At 61.9% G+C, this 18218-nt stretch carries 19 protein-coding genes; 6 read left to right on the top strand and 13 right to left on the bottom strand.

The window, feature by feature from the left end:
- Window positions 1-4 precede the first annotated feature (4 nt).
- From hisG to SynA1524_RS07760, 3 genes are read left to right on the top strand one after another with little or no spacing between them, the layout of a single operon-like run.
- Complete coding sequence (gene hisG / locus SynA1524_RS07770) at window positions 5-658, top strand: ATP phosphoribosyltransferase (RefSeq protein ID WP_186496585.1); 654 nt, start codon at window positions 5-7, stop codon at window positions 656-658.
- Complete coding sequence (locus tag SynA1524_RS07765) at window positions 655-2433, top strand: ABC transporter ATP-binding protein (RefSeq protein ID WP_186496583.1); 1779 nt, start codon at window positions 655-657, stop codon at window positions 2431-2433. The genes hisG and SynA1524_RS07765 overlap by 4 nt, the downstream gene beginning before the upstream one ends.
- Complete coding sequence (locus SynA1524_RS07760; protein ID WP_011128404.1) at window positions 2433-2936, top strand: GNAT family N-acetyltransferase; 504 nt, start codon at window positions 2433-2435, stop codon at window positions 2934-2936. The genes SynA1524_RS07765 and SynA1524_RS07760 overlap by 1 nt, the downstream gene beginning before the upstream one ends.
- Before the next feature lie 12 nt (window positions 2937-2948).
- On the opposite strand, the gene SynA1524_RS07755 is transcribed toward SynA1524_RS07760, so the two are convergent.
- From SynA1524_RS07755 to SynA1524_RS07745, 3 genes are read right to left on the bottom strand one after another with little or no spacing between them, the layout of a single operon-like run.
- The gene (locus SynA1524_RS07755) at window positions 2949-3635 is read right to left on the bottom strand and encodes a TIGR04283 family arsenosugar biosynthesis glycosyltransferase (protein WP_186496581.1); all 687 of its coding nucleotides are present in this window, start codon (window positions 3633-3635) and stop codon (window positions 2949-2951) included.
- The gene (locus tag SynA1524_RS07750) at window positions 3623-4273 is read right to left on the bottom strand and encodes a TIGR04282 family arsenosugar biosynthesis glycosyltransferase (RefSeq protein ID WP_186496579.1); all 651 of its coding nucleotides are present in this window, start codon (window positions 4271-4273) and stop codon (window positions 3623-3625) included. The genes SynA1524_RS07755 and SynA1524_RS07750 overlap by 13 nt, the downstream gene beginning before the upstream one ends.
- Before the next feature lies 1 nt (window position 4274).
- Window positions 4275-5408 carry a trypsin-like peptidase domain-containing protein gene (locus SynA1524_RS07745; protein ID WP_186496577.1) on the bottom strand — a complete coding sequence of 378 codons (1134 nt, stop codon included), beginning with the start codon at window positions 5406-5408 and terminating at the stop codon, window positions 4275-4277.
- Between the two features lie 81 nt (window positions 5409-5489).
- Here SynA1524_RS07745 and dnaA point away from each other — a divergent pair, with 81 nt between their 5' ends.
- Entirely contained in the window at window positions 5490-6887 is a 1398-nt protein-coding gene (gene dnaA / locus SynA1524_RS07740) for a chromosomal replication initiator protein DnaA (RefSeq protein WP_186496575.1), read from the top strand.
- Here dnaA and SynA1524_RS07735 read toward each other — a convergent pair whose 3' ends face one another.
- Genes SynA1524_RS07735 through SynA1524_RS07725 form a run of 3 tightly spaced genes read right to left on the bottom strand, consistent with a single transcriptional unit; the run spans window position 6888 to window position 9025 of the window.
- On the bottom strand, window positions 6888-7556 hold the full coding sequence (locus SynA1524_RS07735) for a ParB-like protein (RefSeq protein WP_186496573.1): 669 nt from the start codon (window positions 7554-7556) through the stop codon (window positions 6888-6890). It lies immediately after the preceding gene.
- A gap of 22 nt (window positions 7557-7578) precedes the next feature.
- Complete coding sequence (locus tag SynA1524_RS07730; protein ID WP_286188535.1) at window positions 7579-8811, bottom strand: glutathione S-transferase family protein; 1233 nt, start codon at window positions 8809-8811, stop codon at window positions 7579-7581.
- The gene (locus SynA1524_RS07725; protein WP_186496569.1) at window positions 8786-9025 is read right to left on the bottom strand and encodes a hypothetical protein; all 240 of its coding nucleotides are present in this window, start codon (window positions 9023-9025) and stop codon (window positions 8786-8788) included. Before SynA1524_RS07725 ends, SynA1524_RS07730 begins: the two co-directional genes overlap by 26 nt.
- A 166-nt stretch (window positions 9026-9191) precedes the next feature.
- Here SynA1524_RS07725 and gorA point away from each other — a divergent pair, with 166 nt between their 5' ends.
- A complete protein-coding gene (gene gorA, locus SynA1524_RS07720; RefSeq protein ID WP_186499571.1) occupies window positions 9192-10553 on the top strand; it encodes a glutathione-disulfide reductase in 1362 nt (453 codons plus the stop codon).
- Window positions 10554-10650: 97 nt separating this feature from the next.
- Window positions 10651-11121 (top strand): hypothetical protein, encoded by a 471-nt coding sequence (locus tag SynA1524_RS07715; RefSeq protein ID WP_286188534.1) that lies wholly within the window; start codon window positions 10651-10653, stop codon window positions 11119-11121.
- Here SynA1524_RS07715 and SynA1524_RS07710 read toward each other — a convergent pair whose 3' ends face one another.
- The 7 genes from SynA1524_RS07710 to SynA1524_RS07680 all read right to left on the bottom strand — a co-directional run bounded on the left by SynA1524_RS07710 (window position 11122) and on the right by SynA1524_RS07680 (window position 18177).
- Window positions 11122-12627, bottom strand: a complete 1506-nt coding sequence (locus SynA1524_RS07710) for a GMC oxidoreductase (RefSeq protein WP_186496565.1) — start codon at window positions 12625-12627, stop codon at window positions 11122-11124.
- 4 nt (window positions 12628-12631) lie between these two features.
- The gene (locus SynA1524_RS07705; protein ID WP_186496563.1) at window positions 12632-13228 is read right to left on the bottom strand and encodes a cytochrome c oxidase subunit 3; all 597 of its coding nucleotides are present in this window, start codon (window positions 13226-13228) and stop codon (window positions 12632-12634) included.
- Window positions 13197-14921 (bottom strand): cytochrome c oxidase subunit I, encoded by a 1725-nt coding sequence (locus SynA1524_RS07700; RefSeq protein ID WP_186496561.1) that lies wholly within the window; start codon window positions 14919-14921, stop codon window positions 13197-13199. Before SynA1524_RS07700 ends, SynA1524_RS07705 begins: the two co-directional genes overlap by 32 nt.
- 3 nt (window positions 14922-14924) lie before the next feature.
- Entirely contained in the window at window positions 14925-15860 is a 936-nt protein-coding gene (locus SynA1524_RS07695) for a cytochrome c oxidase subunit II (protein WP_186496554.1), read from the bottom strand.
- Window positions 15857-16477 (bottom strand): DUF2231 domain-containing protein, encoded by a 621-nt coding sequence (locus SynA1524_RS07690; RefSeq protein ID WP_186496552.1) that lies wholly within the window; start codon window positions 16475-16477, stop codon window positions 15857-15859. The genes SynA1524_RS07695 and SynA1524_RS07690 overlap by 4 nt, the downstream gene beginning before the upstream one ends.
- Window positions 16474-16974, bottom strand: a complete 501-nt coding sequence (locus SynA1524_RS07685; RefSeq protein ID WP_186499570.1) for a DUF2231 domain-containing protein — start codon at window positions 16972-16974, stop codon at window positions 16474-16476. The genes SynA1524_RS07690 and SynA1524_RS07685 overlap by 4 nt, the downstream gene beginning before the upstream one ends.
- A gap of 93 nt (window positions 16975-17067) precedes the next feature.
- On the bottom strand, window positions 17068-18177 hold the full coding sequence (locus tag SynA1524_RS07680) for a calcium/sodium antiporter (RefSeq protein WP_186496550.1): 1110 nt from the start codon (window positions 18175-18177) through the stop codon (window positions 17068-17070).
- Window positions 18178-18218: the final 41 nt, after the last annotated feature.

Genomic DNA, 18218 nt, shown 5'->3' with positions numbered 1-18218 from the left:
ACCTATGATCACCGTCGCGTTGGCCAAAGGAGCGCTGCTCAAGGATTCCGTGGCTCGTTTCGCGGCCGCAAGTCTTGATTTTTCGGCGGCTCTGGACAAAGACAACCGCCAGCTGATGCTGCCCACCCCCTGCGGTCGAGCCCGGGCACTGCTGGTGCGCAATGGTGATGTGCCGACTTACGTGGCCTACGGCCAGGCCCAGCTTGGTGTGGTCGGCTACGACGTGCTGCGAGAGCACCAACTGCCAGTGGCGCAGCTGGTGGATCTGGGGTTCGGAGGCTGTCGCATGTCCGTTGCCGTCAAGGCCAGCAGTGGGTACGAACGGGCGGCGGACCTGCCGCCCCACTGCCGGGTGGCGAGCAAGTTCACCCATTGCGCCCGTGAATACTTCGATGGGCTCGATCTACCGGTGGAGCTGGTGCATCTAAATGGCTCCGTTGAGCTCGGGCCCATCACCGGCATGTCCGAAGCGATCGTGGATCTGGTGGCGACGGGGCGCACCCTGCGGGACAACGGGCTTGTGGCCATCGAGGACCTGTTCCACACCACGGCCCGCTTGGTTGGTCACCCCCTGTCGATGCGGCTGGATGGTGGGTCTCTGAACGCCATTGTTGAGGCGGTCCGCACGGCTTCAGCCGCTGCTGGAGCCGCCGGATGAGCGTCATCAGTGACTGGAAACGGGTGCGTCGGCTGGGCCGTTATCTCGCTCATGACCGCCGCCGTCTGCTGCTGACCCTTGTGCTGCTCGTGCCGTTGGCGGTGGCAGGAGCGATTCAGCCCCTGTTAGTGGGCCAGGCCATCAGCGTTTTGCGCAACGAACCCAGCCTGCCCTGGTTGGAGGGTCTGACCACCGGGGCCGCCATCCGCTTGATCGTGTCGCTGCTGCTCATGTCGGTGCTGTTGCGTCTGGCGCTGCAGGGGGTTCAGCTGTTCAACATTCAGGCCGTGGGTCAGCGACTCACCGCACGGATCCGGGATGATCTGTTCCGTCATGCCCTGTCGCTGTCGCTTCGGTTCCATGACTGCATGCCTGTGGGCAAGTTGCTCACCCGGCTCACCAGTGATGTCGATGCCTTGTCGGAGGTCTTCGGCAGCGGGGCCGTTGGTGTTCTTGGCGATCTGGTGAGCCTGGTGGTGATCGCTAGCTCGATGTTGCTGATCGAATGGCGGCTTGGTCTGTTGCTGCTTTGCACACAGATTCCCGTGACCTTGATGGTGATCTGGTTGCAGGGCCGTTACCGAAAGGCCAACTACCGGGTACGAGAGGAGCTCTCCCAGCTTAATGCTGATTTTCAGGAGAACCTTCAGGGCCTGGAGGTGGTCCAGATGTTTCGGCGCGAGCAGGTGAACGGCGAGCGCTTTCAGCGCACCGGTTCCGCTTACAGGCGCGCTGTGAATGGAACGATTTTCTTCGACAGCAGCATTTCTGCCTTCCTCGAATGGGTGTCCCTATGGGCTGTTGCCCTGGTGTTGGCCCTGGGGGGATGGCTGGTGACATCGGGTTCCATGGGGCTTGGAATCCTCACCACCTTCATCCTCTATTCCCAGCGTCTATTTGATCCGCTGCGTCAGTTGGCGGAACGTTTCACCCAGATTCAGGGTGGTCTGACGGCTGTGGAGCGCATCGGTGAGCTGATGGAGCAGCCTCTGGAGATCGTGGAGGATCCCAACGCCACTCCGCTGCGTTCGGCCGGGCTGGGGGAGGTGATTTTCGAGAACGTCAGCTTCAGCTACCGGCCGGATGAGCCGATCTTGCGCAACCTCTCCTTCCGTATTGCTCCTGGCGAGCACGTGGCCTTGGTGGGACCGACGGGGTCTGGAAAAACCACCGTCATCCGTCTGCTCTGCCGGTTGTATGAACCTCAGCAGGGCCGGATTCTTCTGGATGGTCGTGATATCCGTTTGATTTCGATCGCCGATCTGAGACGTCAGCTGGGGGTGGTGTTGCAGGACACCTTCCTGTTCAGCGGCAACGTGGCCGATAACCTTCGGCTCAATGCCGAGATCAGCGATCAGGAGCTGGCTGGAATCTGCCGTGATCTGGGCCTGAACGACCTGTTGCAACGGCTGCCTAATGGGTTGGAGACAGAGTTGCGGGAGCGTGGCGGCAATCTCTCGTCCGGTGAACGTCAGCTGCTGGCGGTGGCACGGGTTGCGATCCGTAACCCCACGGTGCTGGTGATGGACGAGGCCACCGCCTTCATGGATCCCTCCACAGAGGCCACCCTGCAACGCGACCTTGATCGGTTGCTGCAGAAACGCACGGCTGTGGTGATCGCCCATCGCCTGGCCACGGTGGAAGCCTCGGATCGGATTCTGGTGCTGCGCCGCGGTGAGTTGATCGAACAGGGCACGCACCTGGAGTTGCGAGCCCGGGGTGGGCTCTACGCCCAGCTGGCGGAGCTGCAGGAAAAGGGGTTGGCTCGCTTGTGATGACCTCCCCCCTCGTCCTGCCGGCTGCGCCGCTGCTTGAGCAGTACGGCGAGGAGGCCCGTCTCTGCTCCTGTGCCAACGATCAGCTGACCCTGGTGTTCAGTCGACGTCATCCCTTTGACCTGGTGGAACTGGAGCAGTTGCTGGAAGCGGTGGGCTGGAGTCGGCGGCCGGTGCGGCGGGTGCGCAAAGCCCTGGCTAACAGCCTGCTCACCGTTGGCCTGTGGCGGCACGATCCCCGCATCCCCCGCCTGGTGGGCTTCGCCCGTTGCACCGGTGATGGTGTCTTCGAAGCCACGGTCTGGGACGTGGCCGTGCACCCGCTCTACCAGGGCAGTGGCTTGGGCAGTCAGCTGATGGTCTACGTGCTGGAGGCTCTGGAGGCCATGGGCACGGAGCGGGTGAGCCTGTTCGCCGATCCAGGCGTGGTCAACTTTTATCAGCGCCAGGGTTGGGAGCTCGAGCCGCAGCAGCATCGCTGCGCGTTCTGGTACGCCAGCTGAGTTGCGTGCCGTTCAGCGGTCGTAGTCACCTGCCAGTTGATCAGCGGCAATGCCTTGCTGCCAACGGCGTCGCAGCCTCCAGTTGCCCCAGGCCCTGCTGATCACCCCCTGCTCCTGCCAGCGCCGGTTGCTGGTGACCAGCGGACAGCGAAGTCGCCGCAGCCTGTGGTGACGTGCAATCCTCTCCACCAGGTCCAGGTCCTCCATCAAGGGGATCGGGCTGTAACCGCCGCTGGCTTCATAAAGCCTGCGGTGGATCAGCAGCCCCTGGTCGCCGTAGGGTCGCTGTGCGAGCCGACTGCGCAGGGCGACGCTGCGTTCCAGCAGCCACAGCATCGGCCCCCTCTCCTCCACACGAAAGTCGAAGAACCAGGCATCGCGTTTCGCCTGGGGGTTCTCAATCACCCGTTGAACGGCGCTGCACCAACGGGGCGGCAGACGGCTGTCGGCGTGGAGCACCAGCGTCCAGTCATTGATAGCAGCGGCCATGCCGTGGATGAGTTGCTGCCCACGGCCCCGTTCTGGGCTGCTCAGTCGAGCCACGCCAGCCAGGTTGGCCACAACTGTTGTTCGATCTCGGCTCCCTCCATCAACGACGATCACCTGGGCCCCATGGGGCCAGCGGGCCAGATCGGCAAGCAGCAGGGGAAGCCGTCGCGCTTCGTTCAGCGTCGGGATCAGGATGCTCAGCCTTGCCATCGCTTGAGGTCACGCAGGTGATCCAGGTCCTGTCGCTGCGGCAGGAGTCCCACGGTGAGGTTGTTGCATTCGGCCGACTCCAGCGTGGTGTCCAAGACCTCGGAGCTGCCCCAGGGGATGCCGACCAGTGGCCATCGCTCCGGTGTCTGCATCAGCGCTGCGGACAGAGCCATCAGCCAGTAGCCCCCGTCAGCGGCGGGCCCCAGGACAAGGTCATGGCTGTGCAGGCTCTCCAGTGCCATCAGCAGGTCGCGGCGGTTGAACTCCGGTAGGTCGCTGCCCACCACAAGCACAGGTGTGCGGCGATGGCGCAGGCGCAGCAGTTGCCGTTTTAAGCGTGTTCCGAGGTTGCCATCGCCCTGCAGTCCGATCTCTTCGATGCCCTGCTGCCGGCCCCAATGCCGGGCACGGCTGGGACCCAGTCCACTGACGGCCAATACAGGGGTGACCCACCCTTCTCGATGCAATGTGCAGGCCACAGCGATGGTGTGATGGGTGAGCTGCGCCTGCAGACGGGCACTGCGTTCGCTGCTGTGATTGATGCTCAGCTGTGACTGCATGTCCGCAGCCAGTCGTCGTTTGCATCGCCCCGGCGCGGGCCAGCGGGCCATCAGCACCAGGGCAGCGGGAGTGGTCACCTCAGCGCTGGCGTCGTGGCAGTTCCTTGGGCAGAACCTCCAGGGTTTGTTCCAGGCCGTCGCGTTCGATCGTGATCTGCATCGGTTGCCCTACACGGCCTCGATCAACGGCCAGTTGCACTTCGGATGGATTCTCCACTGAGGTTCCATTCACGGCCCGGATCAGATCGCACTGGCGGATCCCTGCCGATTCAGCCGGGGTGTCGGGCACCACGTCCACCACGAGAACACCGTTCACAACGGGCACGGTGCAGCGGGTGCTGGTGGCATTGATCTCCCGTGCCAGTTGCGGGGTGAGGCTGCGCAGCTGCACACCGATGAAGGGGTGCGAGGCCTGCCCGGTGCTCACGATCTGCTGAGCGATCCGTTTGGCGAGGTTGATCGGCACCGCAAAACTCAACCCAGCCCCTGGGGCCTTGCGGATGGCCGTGTTCATGCCGATCACCTCACCGGCTGCGCTGATCAACGGTCCACCGCTGTTGCCTGGATTCACGGCAGCGTCCGTCTGGATATACGGCACTCGCTGCCCTTCCCCGATGTTGGCATCGGTCCGATCCACCGCACTGATGATGCCGGCGGTGACGGTGTTGTTCAGGCCAAAGGGATTCCCGATCGCAATCGCCCATTCCCCTGGCCGCAGCTGGTCGGAATTGCCGAGGCTCGCCACCGGCAGATTTTCTGCCACCACCTTCACCACAGCCACGTCCGTGAGTGGGTCGCCGCCCAGGACGGTGCCTTGGAACCGGCGCCCGTCGGGCAGGGTCACATTGACCCGATCCGCCCCGCGCACCACGTGCTCGTTCGTGAAGATAAGGCCGTTAGCACGGGTGATGAACCCCGACCCCTGGCCCTGCTGCCGCTGGGTGGAGGGGCCAAGGCCGAACAGCTGACCCATTGGGTTGTTGATGTCCTTCTCCGTATCGATCCGCACCACCGAAGGCCCGACCCGCTCGACGGCTTTGACGATCACGTTCTCCCCCGGTTGCAGAGGGGCTGAGCGCGGCCGATCGTGGACCACAGGTGGAGGTTCCACCTTCGGAGCTTCCGATCCTCCCCTCAGGTCTCGAAACAGGCTGCAGGAGCTCAGGCTGGTGGCGATCAGGGTGAACCCGATCAGACGCAGCGAAGGCGGCATCGAAGCTTGGTGTCTGCTGATTCATTAAAAGCGGACTGTTCCGAGCAGCGTGCGTAGATTCAGTATTCAAGGGATGGCGGTGTGGTGCTGACGGGCGAGGAGCTCTGGAGCAAGGTGCGTGGGGGGCTGCAGACCAAGCTGAGCAAGCCCACCTTCGAGACCTTCATCCGGCCAACGGCCTGCAGTGGCTTTGCCAACGGGGAACTGCGCCTGCTCGCCCCGAATCCCTTTGCCGGAGTCAGGTTGAGGGAGCAGCTTCTGCCTTCGATCACCCAGTTGGCCAGCGAAGCCTGCGGTGGCCCGGTGCAGGTGGTGGTTCTGGCTGATCCCGCTGTCGTCTCCCCCGGGGTGACAAACCAGGACGCTGACCCGCCGGAGCCCGCCTTGGCCCCCGGATACTCGGCGGCTGCCCGGGAGTCCGCGCCGTCGCGATCGCCGCGACGGGTGCTGCCGGGGCTCAACCCCCGTTATGTGTTCGGTCGATTCGTTGTGGGTCCCAACAGTCGGATGGCCCATGCGGCAGCCCTGGCGGTGGCGGAGGCTCCCGGCCGTGAATTCAATCCCCTGTTCATCTGTGGCGGAGTCGGTCTGGGCAAGACCCACTTGATGCAGGCCATCGGTCACTACCGGTTGGAGATCGATCCCTCTGCTCGAGTGTCCTACGTCTCCACCGAAACCTTCACCAATGATCTGATCGACAGCATCCGCAAGGACGGCATGAAGGCCTTCCGAGACCGTTACCGCGCGGCGGATCTGCTGTTGGTGGATGACATCCAGTTCATCGAAGGCAAGGAATACACCCAGGAGGAGTTCTTCCACACCTTTAATGCCTTGCACGAAGCCGGCAAACAGGTGGTGATCGCCAGTGATCGGCCCCCCAGTCAGATCCCCAGGTTGCAGCAGCGCTTGATCTCCCGCTTCCAGATGGGCCTGATCGCTGATATCCAGGCCCCTGATCTCGAGACCCGCATGGCGATTCTCCAGAAGAAAGCGGAGCAGGAGCGCATGGCCCTGCCCCGGGATCTGATCCATTACCTGGCGGGGCGCTTCACCTCCAACATCCGAGAGCTTGAGGGGGCCCTCACCCGTGCCGTGGCCTTCGCCTCGATCACCGGCCTGCCGATGACGGTGGAGTCGGTGGCGCCGATGCTTGATCCGACCGGACAAGGCGTTGACGTCACACCGCAGCAAGTGATCGACAAGGTGTCGGAGGTGTTTGATGTCACCGCAGAGGAGATGCTGAGCAGCACCCGCCGGCGTGCCGTCAGCCAGGCCCGTCAGGTGGGGATGTACCTGATGCGGCAGGGCACGGATCTGAGCCTGCCGCGGATCGGCGACACCTTCGGCGGCAAGGACCACACCACCGTGATGTACGCGATCGAACAGGTGGAGAAGAAGCTGGCCAGCGACCCCCAGCTGGCAGGCCAGGTGCAGAAGGTCAAGGACCTGCTTCAGATCGATTCCCGGCGCAAACGCTGATCAGCGGCAAGCCTTCTTATCGCCTTTCCATCCCGCCATCGTGCTGGCGGCCTGGGAACACACCAGGCGGCGAGCCGGGGCCAGTGCTGGCTGAAGCTGCCGGGAACTGAAGGGTGGCAAGGGCCTTCGACGCAACCAGGCACCCCAGCGAAATTCGTGATATGGGATCTGCGGCTGCGGCTTGATGAAGCCTTCCTTCTTCAGCTTCCACACCAGGCTGCGGTAGGGGTCGTCCTCCAGATCGAGCAAGGTACGGGGTAACTCCATCGGCTGACGTGGCCCAGAGCCCCGTCCGTCGATCAGGTACAACCAACCCTGTTGTTCGAGGAACCGCATCACCTCGCTGCGGTCGCTGCAGTGCAGATCGGCAATTACATAACCCCAGGTCGTGGACTGGGGATCCAGACCCAGCAGACCCCGCAGTCGGTGGTGGCGATCCACCATCCAGACCTCACCGGCAGCACTGCGGACCAGGGGCACGGGCTTGCCCTTGAGATAGTCGAGCCGTTGCTGGCGGGTTTCGCTGGCGAAGTCCTCCTGCCGGGCCCATACCTCCGCAAGACCCACGCACCATTGGGTCGGCTGAAGGCTGGCGATGGGGATCTCGGTCAGCTCGGTCTTGCGTCCAGCTTCCGGGATCGGTTGGTAGCCAGACAGGTCGAGAGCCACACCGCAGGTGTCAAGACCTTCACTATGGCCGACCCACGAAAGGCGCTGGGTCCTGATCGAATCGGTCCCGGATCGGCAGTGGTCGGGGCTGATCTGGGCCATCCAGTTCCGCTGTCCGTTCAAGCGCCTGACGCAACAGCCGAGCGGCCGGCAGGGGCATGTCCCGAGGAACTGAGATCCGATCGCGGAGGTGGCGAAGCGCAAGGGCACTGCCGCGGTCGGGGCACGGTGAGCCTTGGCCCATCAGGTTGGTGAGAGCACACCGGAGTGGTTGATCAAAGCCGGTGCGGCCCAGTGGGTTTCGCTCCATCAATCGCTCGCGGTGACGCAGCACCCGGCCCAGGGCGATGGCCGCCGCGTTGATGCTGTGGTCGGCGTCCCAGCAGGCTTCATCGTCAGCGAGTCCGTCACCGCGGTCGATTTGATCGGCCATGGTCCGTGCCGCGTCGGAATGGTTGGACCAGCAGCCGCCCATCTGTGGGGGAAGGTCGTGGGCATGGGTGTGGTGATCGCTCTGGGTGCCGCGATAGGTGGCCAGCTGTTCAAGAGCCCGGAACCAGGCATCGATGGCCGGATGCTCATGGCGGAGTCGACATCCCTTGTAATAAGCCAAAGAAGCGTTCATCCGTTCCACATAAGGCACGAACACCAGATCAGCGGTTCCCGGTGCAGCGGGATCAAGAAAGGGGCCGGGTGATTGACGCAGGGCTTGCTCGAACTGCCCGGCGACGCGCCGGAATTGCTCCATGGCCCGTTGGTCATCCTTCGGGCTGAGGCCAGGGGTGCACAGCCACAGGCACCAAGCCCGGAACAGCAGCCGTTCCAGCTGCCGATGCGAGCACACGTCCGGAGTGGTCATCGGTTGGCCGAGGGGCCCGAAAGTCGCCTCCAGTTGCATGAGGATCTCATCGCTTTCGGTGATCAGCCGGCCATCGAGATCAAGGGCCGGCAGCATTCCGCTCGGAACACGCTGCAGAAACCAGGGCTCTTTGCTGCCGTAGCAGCGCATCGTCACCTTGCGGATGCGGTACGGAATCCGTTTGAACTCCAACCATAACCACACCTTTTGGCAGTACGGGCACCAGGCATGGTGATCGCGGTAAAGGGTGACGCGAACAGCGCTTTCCTCCTGGCCGAACAAGCGAAGAACCGCCTGGGCATTAGTCGGCCCCTGCGTGCGGTCAGGTTCGTCAGCGGTCAGACCCTCCAGGTCTGACCAGGAGAGTGCTTCAGACAGAACCGATGTAGGGGGCATGGAGGATCGGGGACAGATCGCCTCGTCCATAGGACTGCCAGTCCCCCAATTCCTGCATCAGCGCTAGACAGTCGTCCTGGCGACCCTCGCGTGCCAGCTGTTTGAGACGAAGACTCATGTCATCGGAGGTGAGCAGCATCACGATGTCCCGACGCTGGAGCGCCTGCTGCTCAAGATCAGGGGGTTGGGGCCTGGAACGTTGCGTTTTTTTCATGGGTCAACGGTGGTAAGGCTCTCGCTTCCACGTCTCTTCACGTGTCCTTGAGCCAATCTTGCTCAAACCATAACGCTGCCTTTACTTTCCGGCATGTGTCTAGTGGCACGTCGACAGGCATCCTCCGCGTCATGAGAATTGATCTGTTGCCAACGTCGCCATGGCCATCGAGTCGACCTTTGATCTGATTGTTCTGGGTGCAGGGTCTGGAGGGTTGGCCGCTGCCAAGCGGGCGGCACGCCATGGCGCCAAGGTGGCCATTGTTGAGGGAGACCGCGTCGGCGGCACCTGTGTGATCCGGGGATGTGTCCCCAAAAAGCTGTTGGTCTACGGCGCTCAAGCGCGGCATCAGCTCAACGATGCACCGGCCTATGGCCTCACCCTGGGTTCCGTTGAGAGCAACGTTGCGGAACTGTTTCGCCGGGTGAGGGCCGAGGTGGATCGGCTCAATCATCTGCATCTCGGCTTTCTGGAGAAGGCGGGTGTTGAGCGCATCGATGGCTGGGGCAGGTTTCTGTCCGACCAGTGCATCGGCATCGCGCCCGAACGGGGTGGCCCGATCCAACGGGAGCTGTCTGCTGCGCACTATTTGGTGGCTGTTGGAGGGCGGCCGGTACGCCCGGATATTCCCGGGATTGAGCACACCTGGATCAGCGATGACATGTTCAACCTGGAGCAGTTGCCGAAGGAGGTGGTGGTGGTGGGAGCGGGCTTCATCGCCTGTGAATTCGCCTGCATCCTGCGTGGCCTTGGAGTGGAAGTCACCCAGGTGGTGCGGGGCTCAGGCCTGCTCAGGGGATTTGACCGGGAGCTGGCGGACGCCGTGCTGGAGGGGCTGCAGGAGCAGGGAATCCACGTGTTGTTGGAACGCACGGTGTCGGCAGTGAGCGGTCAGCCCGGTGACTTGATGGTTCAGCTGTCGGATGGGTTGGCTTTGCCCTGCGGTGGGGTGTTGATGGCCACTGGCCGGCGCCCATGGCTGGATGGCCTGGGTCTCGATGCTGCTGGTGTGGCCGTGGAGCAGGGACGGATCAGCGTTGATGCCGACTCACGCACCTCGGTTGCCCACATCTATGCAGTTGGTGATGTCACCGACCGAGTCAATCTCACGCCGGTGGCGATCGATGAAGGCCGCGCCTTTGCCGATGCCACCTTTGGCAGTCGGCCTCGACAGGTGAACCACGACCTTGTGGCCAGCGCGGTGTTCAGTGATCCCGAACTGGCCACGGTGGGCCTTTCTGAAGAGGCGGCCATCGACCGCCATGGTGTGGATGGTGTGGTGATCCATCGGGCCCGGTTCCGATCGATGTCGCGCGCCCTCCCGGCCACCGGGTCCCGTTGTTTGTTGAAGCTGGTTGTGGAGATCTCGACGGATCGTGTGCTCGGGTGCCACATGGTGGGGGAGCATGCCGCCGAAATCATTCAGATGGCAGCTATTGCCGTCGGTATGGGGGCCACCAAGGCGGATTTCGATCGCACGATGGCCTTGCATCCCTCGGTGTCCGAGGAATTCGTGACGATGGGTTGATCAAAAGAGTCTGAAGAAATCTTGAGATCTGTCGTATCCATCACAGGAACCGTGAGACGCAATAGTTATGGTGAAATTAAGGATGCGTTAATTCTTGATGCCCATTCCCTTCCTGTTGCTTTTCGCGGCTTGGTTGGGGGTGGGAACGGTTCAGGGTGGTGCCTGGTGTGACGCTCAGCCGGCGGGGGTTGGCAGCTACGACCCCCAGCGGTCCGAAATTGCCCTCTGCACGGAGCGCATCCGCTCCAAAGGTCGCTCCATCGATGAGGTCGTACGGCATGAACTGTTTCATGCCGTGCAGCACCTGTTCGGTCGGGACGGCCGCAGTTTTCTCAGTGACAGTCAGATCACCGTTCTCGTCCATCGCTTCATGGATGACCGCGAGGTGATGGCTGTGATCAGCCTGTACCCAAGCGACGAAATCAACAGTGAGCTGGAGGCTCGCCTGATGTCACGTCTTGTTCCGAATGAAGTGATCGGCGGTGCTCTCCTGGCAGGGCGCTTGGTGCAGCAGGCCCCCCAGCAGGGGCCGATCGGCTCCTTGCGGGCGTATCTGCTCGGTGATTGATCAGCCGAGTTTGTCCGCCAATCTCAGGGCCAATGCGATCACGGTGAGACCAGGTCCCACACTGGGGCAACTGGGGAAGATGCTCGCGTCCGCGAGGTAGAGGTTCTCCAGCTCATGGCACTTGCCGTGAGCATCAACCACGGAGTTGGCGGGGTCGTCGCCCATTCGACAACTGCCGCAGCCGTAGCCCACCACACTCAGGGGCGCTTCACCGCGGGCATGGGTGGGGGCCTTGAGCACCACTTTGGTGATCGGGTCCTTCTCCACCTCTTTCAACGTGTCGATCCATCGATAAACAAGTCGATCGTGAGCTTCGCGGTTGTTGTGGATGTAGTTGATGCGGATCTGGTCGTTGTGCAGCCAGATCTTGTTGTGGGGATCCGGCATTACCTCCGTCATCGCCCACCAGGCCACGGAGCGGGACGCCAGTTGCTCGAGGCCGAAATCAGGGATCATCTTGCTCACCAGAGAGAGCACAGGTGGCGACTCGGCGAACAGCGCGTCCTGCAGCACACCGCCGGCGGTCTGGATGTGCCCCAGGGGAAAGCTGACGTTCTTGTCTCCCCAGTAGTAGTCGTTGATGCCCAGGGATCGTCCGTAGCGACCGCTGTTGCGTTCGGTGGCCAGCTGCAGAATCGAGGTGAGCTGCAGATTCATCAGATTGCGGCCCACCTGATCGGAGCCGTTGCTGATGCCCTTGGGGTGATGGGAATTGGCCGAGCGAAGAAGGATCACAGGAGTATTCACAGCCCCGGCCGCCAACACCACAACATCGGCGCGGAACAGCCAGATGTCTCCACCCAGCTCCGCCTCCACGGCCTTCACCTCTCGACCGTTGGGGTTCACATGCAGTCGCAAGACTCTGGCGTTATCGCGCAGGGTGAGCCGCTCCGGATCTCCGGCCTCGAGACCGAACAGCTGGGCATCGCCGCTCGGATCCTCACGATCGTCAGACCAGCTGATGGGGATGTCGTAGGGCTGGCATCCCTGGCGTTGCAAAGCGGCGCGAAGCGGTTCCAGAAACGGTTCCACCGCCTTCGGTTTGGCCAGGTAGTCGCAATGGCGCCCTGGCTCGGTGGGGTCCACGCCGGCCTTGCCATGCACCTTGTACAGCTGTTCAGCCTGTTCGTAGTACGGGGCCAGTTCGGCGTAGTCGAACGGCCAGGCGGGTGACACACCTTCCTGCAGGGGGACTTCGGTGAAGTCCTTCTCGCGCATGCGCTCCAGCACCGCGCCCCAGATCTTGCTGTTGCCGCCGCGGGCGTAGGTGGTCTGGGGGGCGAAGGGATCGCCGTCGGGACCAAACCAACGTTCGTTCTTGGGGTGATAGCGGTCCTTGCGGAACAGATCCACATCGGCGACGTTCTGATCCTCCAGGGCCATCGCCCCGCCGCGCTCGAGCACCAGCACGGTTTTGCCCTTGCGGCTCAGAGCACCTGCCAGAGTGCCTCCCCCAGCGCCGCTGCCGATGACGATGACGTCGTAGTGGCGGTCGTCGATAATCATGGGATTACTGCCAGACGTAGATAAGGAGGAAAAGAAGGATCCAGATCACATCGACGAAGTGCCAGAACAGGCTCACCGAAGCGACGCCCATTTCGCCCTTGTCGTAATTTCCCGGACGGAACGACCGGGCCAGCATCAGGCCCATCAGCAGGATGCCGGTGATCACATGCAGGCCGTGAAAACCCGTGAGCAGATAGAACATCCCGCCGAACACACCGCTGCTGAGGCTGAAGGTGAGTTCCGACCATTCGACGTACTGCCCGTAGACGAAGTAGGACCCCATCGCCATGGTGAGGAACCACACCGCCCGGAAACCCCAGAGGTTGCCCTTGTGCAGATAGCGCTCGGCTAAATAGGCCACAAAACTGGAGCTCACCAGCACCACGCTGTTGATCAGAGGCATGCGTACCTCCAACCCCTCAACGCCATCCGGTAGCCATTGAGGAGCCGTGAGCTTGAGCACGGCGTAGCCGGCGAAGAAGGCCAGGAAGATGACGCTCTCGGAGCAGAGGAAGATCACGAAACCGGTCATGTTGTGACCGTCGTGCTTCACATGGCCCGGGGTGTGATTAAGCTGAATGTCGGGGTTGACGCTGGTCATCGGTTAAGGCCTCCTGGGAACGGCGGACGTAGAACTCCTCGTCCTCGACGAGGGGGTGGCCCAGGCCGTAGCCGTAGGGCTCGCTAATCACGGTGGGGATGTCGTCCTCGAAGTTTTCAGCCGGTGGCGGGGAGGGCAGCAACCACTCCAAACCGATGGCCCGCCAGGGATTGGCAGGGGCCTTCGGGCCGCGTGCCCAGGAACTCACCATGTTGAGAATGAAAGGGATCGAGGCAACGCCGAGCATGAAGGCGCCGATGCTGCCCAGTACGTTCCAGATGGCGAATTCCGGGTCGTAGGAGGCCACTCGGCGGGGCATGCCGAGCAGGCCGGCCCAGTGAATCGGCAGCCAGTTCAAGGTGGCGCCGATGAAGGTGAGCACAAAGTGCACCTTGCCGAGGCCCTCGTAGTACATGCGGCCGGTGAATTTCGGGAACCAGTGATAGATGCCGGCGAACACCCCAAAGGCGATCGTGTTGAAGATCACGTAGTGGAAATGGGCCACCACAAAGGCGGTGTTACCCACGTGAATGTCGATCGGCACCGTGGCCAGCATCACGCCTGTGATGCCGGCGAAGATGAAGTTGAACAGGCCTCCGAGGCAGAACAACATCGGCGTGTTCAGCCTCAAATTTCCCTGCCACAGCGTTCCCAGCCAGGCGAACACCTTCACGCCGGTGGGCACCGCGATCAACATCGTGGTGAACATGAAGATATGGCGCATCCAGTTCGGTGTGCCTGTGTAGAACATGTGGTGCGCCCACACGATCAGGCTGAGGAAGGTGATGCCGAAGGAGGCGATGGCTACGAACCGGTAGCCGAACAGCGGCTTGCGGGCATAAACGGGGAACAGCTCAGAGAAGATGCCAAACACCGGCAGCACCAGCACATACACGGCGGGGTGCGAATAGAACCAGAAGAAGTGTTGGAACAGCACCGGATCACCACCGCCCTCAGGCCGGAAAAAGCTGGTGCCGAAGCTGAGGTCAAACAGCAACATCACAGCGCCACCGGTGAGGGCCGGCAGGCCGATCAATTGAATCGTCTGGGCGGCCCAGGCGGTCCACACGAACACCGGCATCTTGAAAAAGCCCATGCCGGGGGCGCGCATGCGGATGATCGTCGTCACGAAATTGACGGCGCCCATGATCGAGGAGATTCCCGACAGCGCTACCGCCAGGATCCAGAGGAACTCACCGTTGATGAAGTGCCCCAGGGGGTTCTGCAGACTCATCGGCGGATAGGACCACCAGCCCGAGGAGGCTGGACCGCCGGGGGCGAAGAAACTGCCCATCAGCACGACGGCGAACACCGGCACCAGCCAGAAGGCTGCAGCGTTGAGCTTCGGAAACGCCATGTCCGGCGCACCGATCATCGTGGGGATCAACAGGTTGTTGAAGCCGTTGAGAATCGGGAACAAAAAGAGGAACAGCATCACTGTTCCGTGCATGGTGTAGAGCCCGTTGTAAACCGTGGGATCAACAAGATCGGCCGGCGGTGTGATCAGTTCACCGCGCACGATCATGGCCAGCAGACCTCCAACCAGCAGGAAAAACAGCGAGGTGGCGATGTACTGGATGCCGATCACCTTGGCATCGGTGTTGAAGCTGAAGAAGCGCTTCCAGTTGTCCGGAGCACCGGGTACGGGATGGGGCGCCTTGAGGACGCGGGGGTCGTAATTGGTGGTGGTCATCGCTCAGGCGTCATGGGGGATGGAGGGATCGCCGGGGTCGTTCACCATTGGGGGCGGTGCAGGCGGCACCGTGGCCCATCCCTTGTCGCCGCGGGCGATGCGGCGGTCGTAAAGAGCACGGCCAGGGTCAAGGCCAGGTTGCAGCGGTTGCTTGGCGGTTGTTGTCAGCCAATCGCCGTAGGCCTGATCGGATTCGACGATGACGTCGGTCTGGTTCTGGGAGAAATAGGCACCGCTGAACATGGCGTCCCGCAACCGGAATCGCCCTTCTTTGGTTGGCGTCAGGCTGTAGGAAATGATGCTGCCGGGGATGATGTCCTGCTTCAGGCGGAAGGCCGGAACGAAAAAACTGTGCAGAACGTCTTCAGAGATCAAGCGGAAATTGACCCGTTGATCAACAGGCAGATGCAGCTCTGAGCTGCGCACACCATTGGGATAGACAAATTCCCAGCTCCATTGGCGCGCAATCACATCGATTGGGCCCACGTCTGCGATGGGATCGGCCTCCATCAATGCCGTTGGGTCTGTGCCGATGGTGTATTTGTGCTTCGGACCAAGGTTCTGAAGCTTCATGTTGACGTTCATCGTGTAGGCAGCGATCACTAAGACCGTCACCAGGGGGATGATCGTCCAGATGATTTCCAGCTTGGTGTTGCCTTCAATCGGCGCACCATCGCTTTCGTCGTACTTACCAGCGCGGTTGAACAGCAGCACCCAACCCATCACTCCGGTGCAGCCGAAGAAAATGAAGGAGCCGATGCCCGTTTCCAACGCGAACAGGTCGTCGACGTAGGGCGCCGCCGAAGAGGCCTGCGGCGGAAACCAGCTGTAGGACCACATCGCCATCAATTTGGCGATCACCAGATTGATCACCACAGCGATCGTGATGATCACGATGGCGCCGATGTTCGGGCTGTTCTTGGGAGCAGTGGTGGTCATGGCAGCACCTCATTGAGATCGGCACCGGCGGCCAGCAGTTGGTCGGCGGTGATGTGAATACCGAAATCGCTGGCGAGCCAAGCGCCGAGGCTTCCGTGCAGGCCCATCAGCATCAGTATCGAGGCCCCGCAGAACAGGTACAGCCAGGTCACCTGACGTCCCAGGTCTTTGCGCCAGATGAAACGTTGGTAACCGCGCCAGACAGTCATGGCGACGATCACCAGCAGAATGGCAACTCCACCGATGGCATGCCAGAGCATGGTGTCGATGGCGGTCTGGCCGAGGATGCTGCGGATGCCCGGCAGCGGTACCGCCAACAGCATTTCGTAGAAGCCGGCGGCCACCGTGAAGAAGGTGATACCGCTGCAGGCCACGAGGTTGTACCAGCCCACATCGTGAAAGCCGCTGCGGGTCACGGGCAGGGCCAGGAAGCGGAAGATCCTTTTCTCCAAAGGGTAAAACGCGCCAGCGAAGTCGAAGGCGATCCCGATCGCGAACAGCCCGATGGTGAGATGCACCAGGTTCGGGTGCAGGGGAATCGCGTAGGGAAGGTCATTAGCGCCGAGGGAGTCGGCGATGTCGTTAATCGGCGATGCAATCGCGGCAAACAGGGTCATGAGAGCACCCCTTCACGGATTGCTTCCACCACCGGAACCGTATGAAGGCCATAAACCCAGACGAGCTTGTCGCCGAGGTACACCTGGGCGAACACCAGACCCGCCAGGACGAAGTCGATGGCAAGGAACCCCTTCGGCAGGACGTTGGGGTCTTTCTGACGGGCGACGTAACGCCAGCCGGTGAGCAATGCCAGCACGCCGGCCAGGGACCAACCAATGGTGCTGTGGTAATTGAGGATGTCTCGCGAGGCGCCGTAGGGATTGGCCAGACCGGCTTCGATCTGTCCGAAGATGATGGCGACGATGATCGCCACAGTGGCGACGATCAGGTTCCAGAAGCTGACCTCAAACAGGTTCTTCTTTCTGGTAACGACTCCGATCAGATCGAAGACGACGGTGATCAGCGCCATCGAGATGACGAAATGCACGACGATCGGATGGATGACGTCGAGCCAGGGAAGGTTCTTGTCGTTGAGAGCAGGAAGCAGCTCGAGCATCGGCAGGTCGAGCAACACGCGACCCAAGGATGGACAGAGAGATTCAGACGGTCATCCCCTCATGAGGAAACACAACTCCATCCGTCTCACACCTCACCCAGGGATGTGATCCGGACGACCTTTCGTTCTCTTCCAGTAAAAAATTGCCTGAGTGATGATCACCACTATCACAACAGGCAGAACCAGACACAGCATCACCAGGCGGAATTCATCCGACCAGCTGGACAGCGTTGTTCTCGGCAGCACGTTGTCGATCACGTACAGCACGTACAGCCCAAGCAGCAGCCCACCTTCCAGCCGTGTGATGCAACCGCGGGTCCAGAAAATCGGCAGACAGGCGAGGCTGGTCATCAACATGATGGGCAAATCATCCTGAATCAGTTCAGGGCTCACTTCAAGGCCACGACCGGCAGCTGCCAAAGCCCCACCACCCAGTACCAGCATCAGATTGAGCAGGCAGCTCCCCACCACGTTGCCGATCGCCAGGTCTGTCCGACCTCGTAACGCTGCGACAAGCGAGGTGATCAACTCCGGCATCGATGTACCGGCCGAGACAATGGTCAAGCCGATCACCGCTTCGCTGACGCCCAGAAGCGAGGCCGCTGATGTGGCGCCACTGACCAGCACCCTGGAGCCGATCGTGAGGACGACAATCCCGGCGATCAATCGCACCACAGCCATGGTCCAGCCATCGCGCCCAGCATTGGCTTTGATCTCAGGCTCGGCCCCTTCACTGCCGTCGGGCTCCTCACGAGCCGTGCGGATTTCCCAGATGGTGTTGATCACCAGCGCCAGAAGCAACGCCACACCCGATTGCCAGGTCACCTGACCGGTTGCGGCCATCCCCCAGACCGCGGCGGAGATGGCGATGAGCAGGGGAACATCCCGTCGCACCAGGCGGCTTTCCACCTTGAGGGGAAGCACCAGTGCGCTGGCCCCAAGAACCACCATCACATTGAAGATGTTGCTTCCGACGGCATTGCTCACGGCCAGGGTGTCGGCGCCCTCCAACACCGAACTCAGGCTGACAAACAGTTCGGGTGCGCTGGTGCCAAGGGAGACCACGGTGAGACCGATCACCAGCTGCGGAATGCCGAAGATCACCGCAAGAGCCACAGAGCCCTGCACGAACAGTTCCCCTCCTCCAAAGAGCAGGCCGATGCCGAGGAGCACGTCGATGGTCGCTCTGAGGAAGTCAGGCATGTCAGTCGCGCTTTCTGGAAGGATTCTGCTTCGCTGAGAAG

Source organism: Synechococcus sp. A15-24 (assembly GCF_014280195.1).
In the GTDB taxonomy this organism is placed as follows: Bacteria; Cyanobacteriota; Cyanobacteriia; order PCC-6307; family Cyanobiaceae; genus Parasynechococcus.
The sequence above is the reverse complement of the archived record's forward strand: the minus strand, read 5'-3'. Positions and strand labels throughout refer to the sequence as shown.

Coding starts and splice junctions, on each gene's coding strand:
- SynA1524_RS07715 (WP_286188534.1), top strand. CDS start 10,651: ATGCCCATTCCCTTCCTGTTGCTTTTCGCGGCTTGGTTGGGGGTGGGA.
- SynA1524_RS07730 (WP_286188535.1), bottom strand. CDS start 8,811: ATGCCCCCTACATCGGTTCTGTCTGAAGCACTCTCCTGGTCAGACCTG.
- SynA1524_RS07685 (WP_186499570.1), bottom strand. CDS start 16,974: ATGCTCGAGCTGCTTCCTGCTCTCAACGACAAGAACCTTCCCTGGCTC.
- SynA1524_RS07765 (WP_186496583.1), top strand. CDS start 655: ATGAGCGTCATCAGTGACTGGAAACGGGTGCGTCGGCTGGGCCGTTAT.
- hisG (WP_186496585.1), top strand. CDS start 5: ATGATCACCGTCGCGTTGGCCAAAGGAGCGCTGCTCAAGGATTCCGTG.
- SynA1524_RS07690 (WP_186496552.1), bottom strand. CDS start 16,477: ATGACCCTGTTTGCCGCGATTGCATCGCCGATTAACGACATCGCCGAC.
- SynA1524_RS07695 (WP_186496554.1), bottom strand. CDS start 15,860: ATGACCACCACTGCTCCCAAGAACAGCCCGAACATCGGCGCCATCGTG.
- SynA1524_RS07680 (WP_186496550.1), bottom strand. CDS start 18,177: ATGCCTGACTTCCTCAGAGCGACCATCGACGTGCTCCTCGGCATCGGC.
- SynA1524_RS07705 (WP_186496563.1), bottom strand. CDS start 13,228: ATGACCAGCGTCAACCCCGACATTCAGCTTAATCACACCCCGGGCCAT.
- SynA1524_RS07700 (WP_186496561.1), bottom strand. CDS start 14,921: ATGACCACCACCAATTACGACCCCCGCGTCCTCAAGGCGCCCCATCCC.
- SynA1524_RS07725 (WP_186496569.1), bottom strand. CDS start 9,025: ATGAAAAAAACGCAACGTTCCAGGCCCCAACCCCCTGATCTTGAGCAG.
- SynA1524_RS07760 (WP_011128404.1), top strand. CDS start 2,433: ATGACCTCCCCCCTCGTCCTGCCGGCTGCGCCGCTGCTTGAGCAGTAC.
- SynA1524_RS07745 (WP_186496577.1), bottom strand. CDS start 5,408: ATGCCGCCTTCGCTGCGTCTGATCGGGTTCACCCTGATCGCCACCAGC.
- SynA1524_RS07710 (WP_186496565.1), bottom strand. CDS start 12,627: ATGATTATCGACGACCGCCACTACGACGTCATCGTCATCGGCAGCGGC.
- SynA1524_RS07755 (WP_186496581.1), bottom strand. CDS start 3,635: ATGGCAAGGCTGAGCATCCTGATCCCGACGCTGAACGAAGCGCGACGG.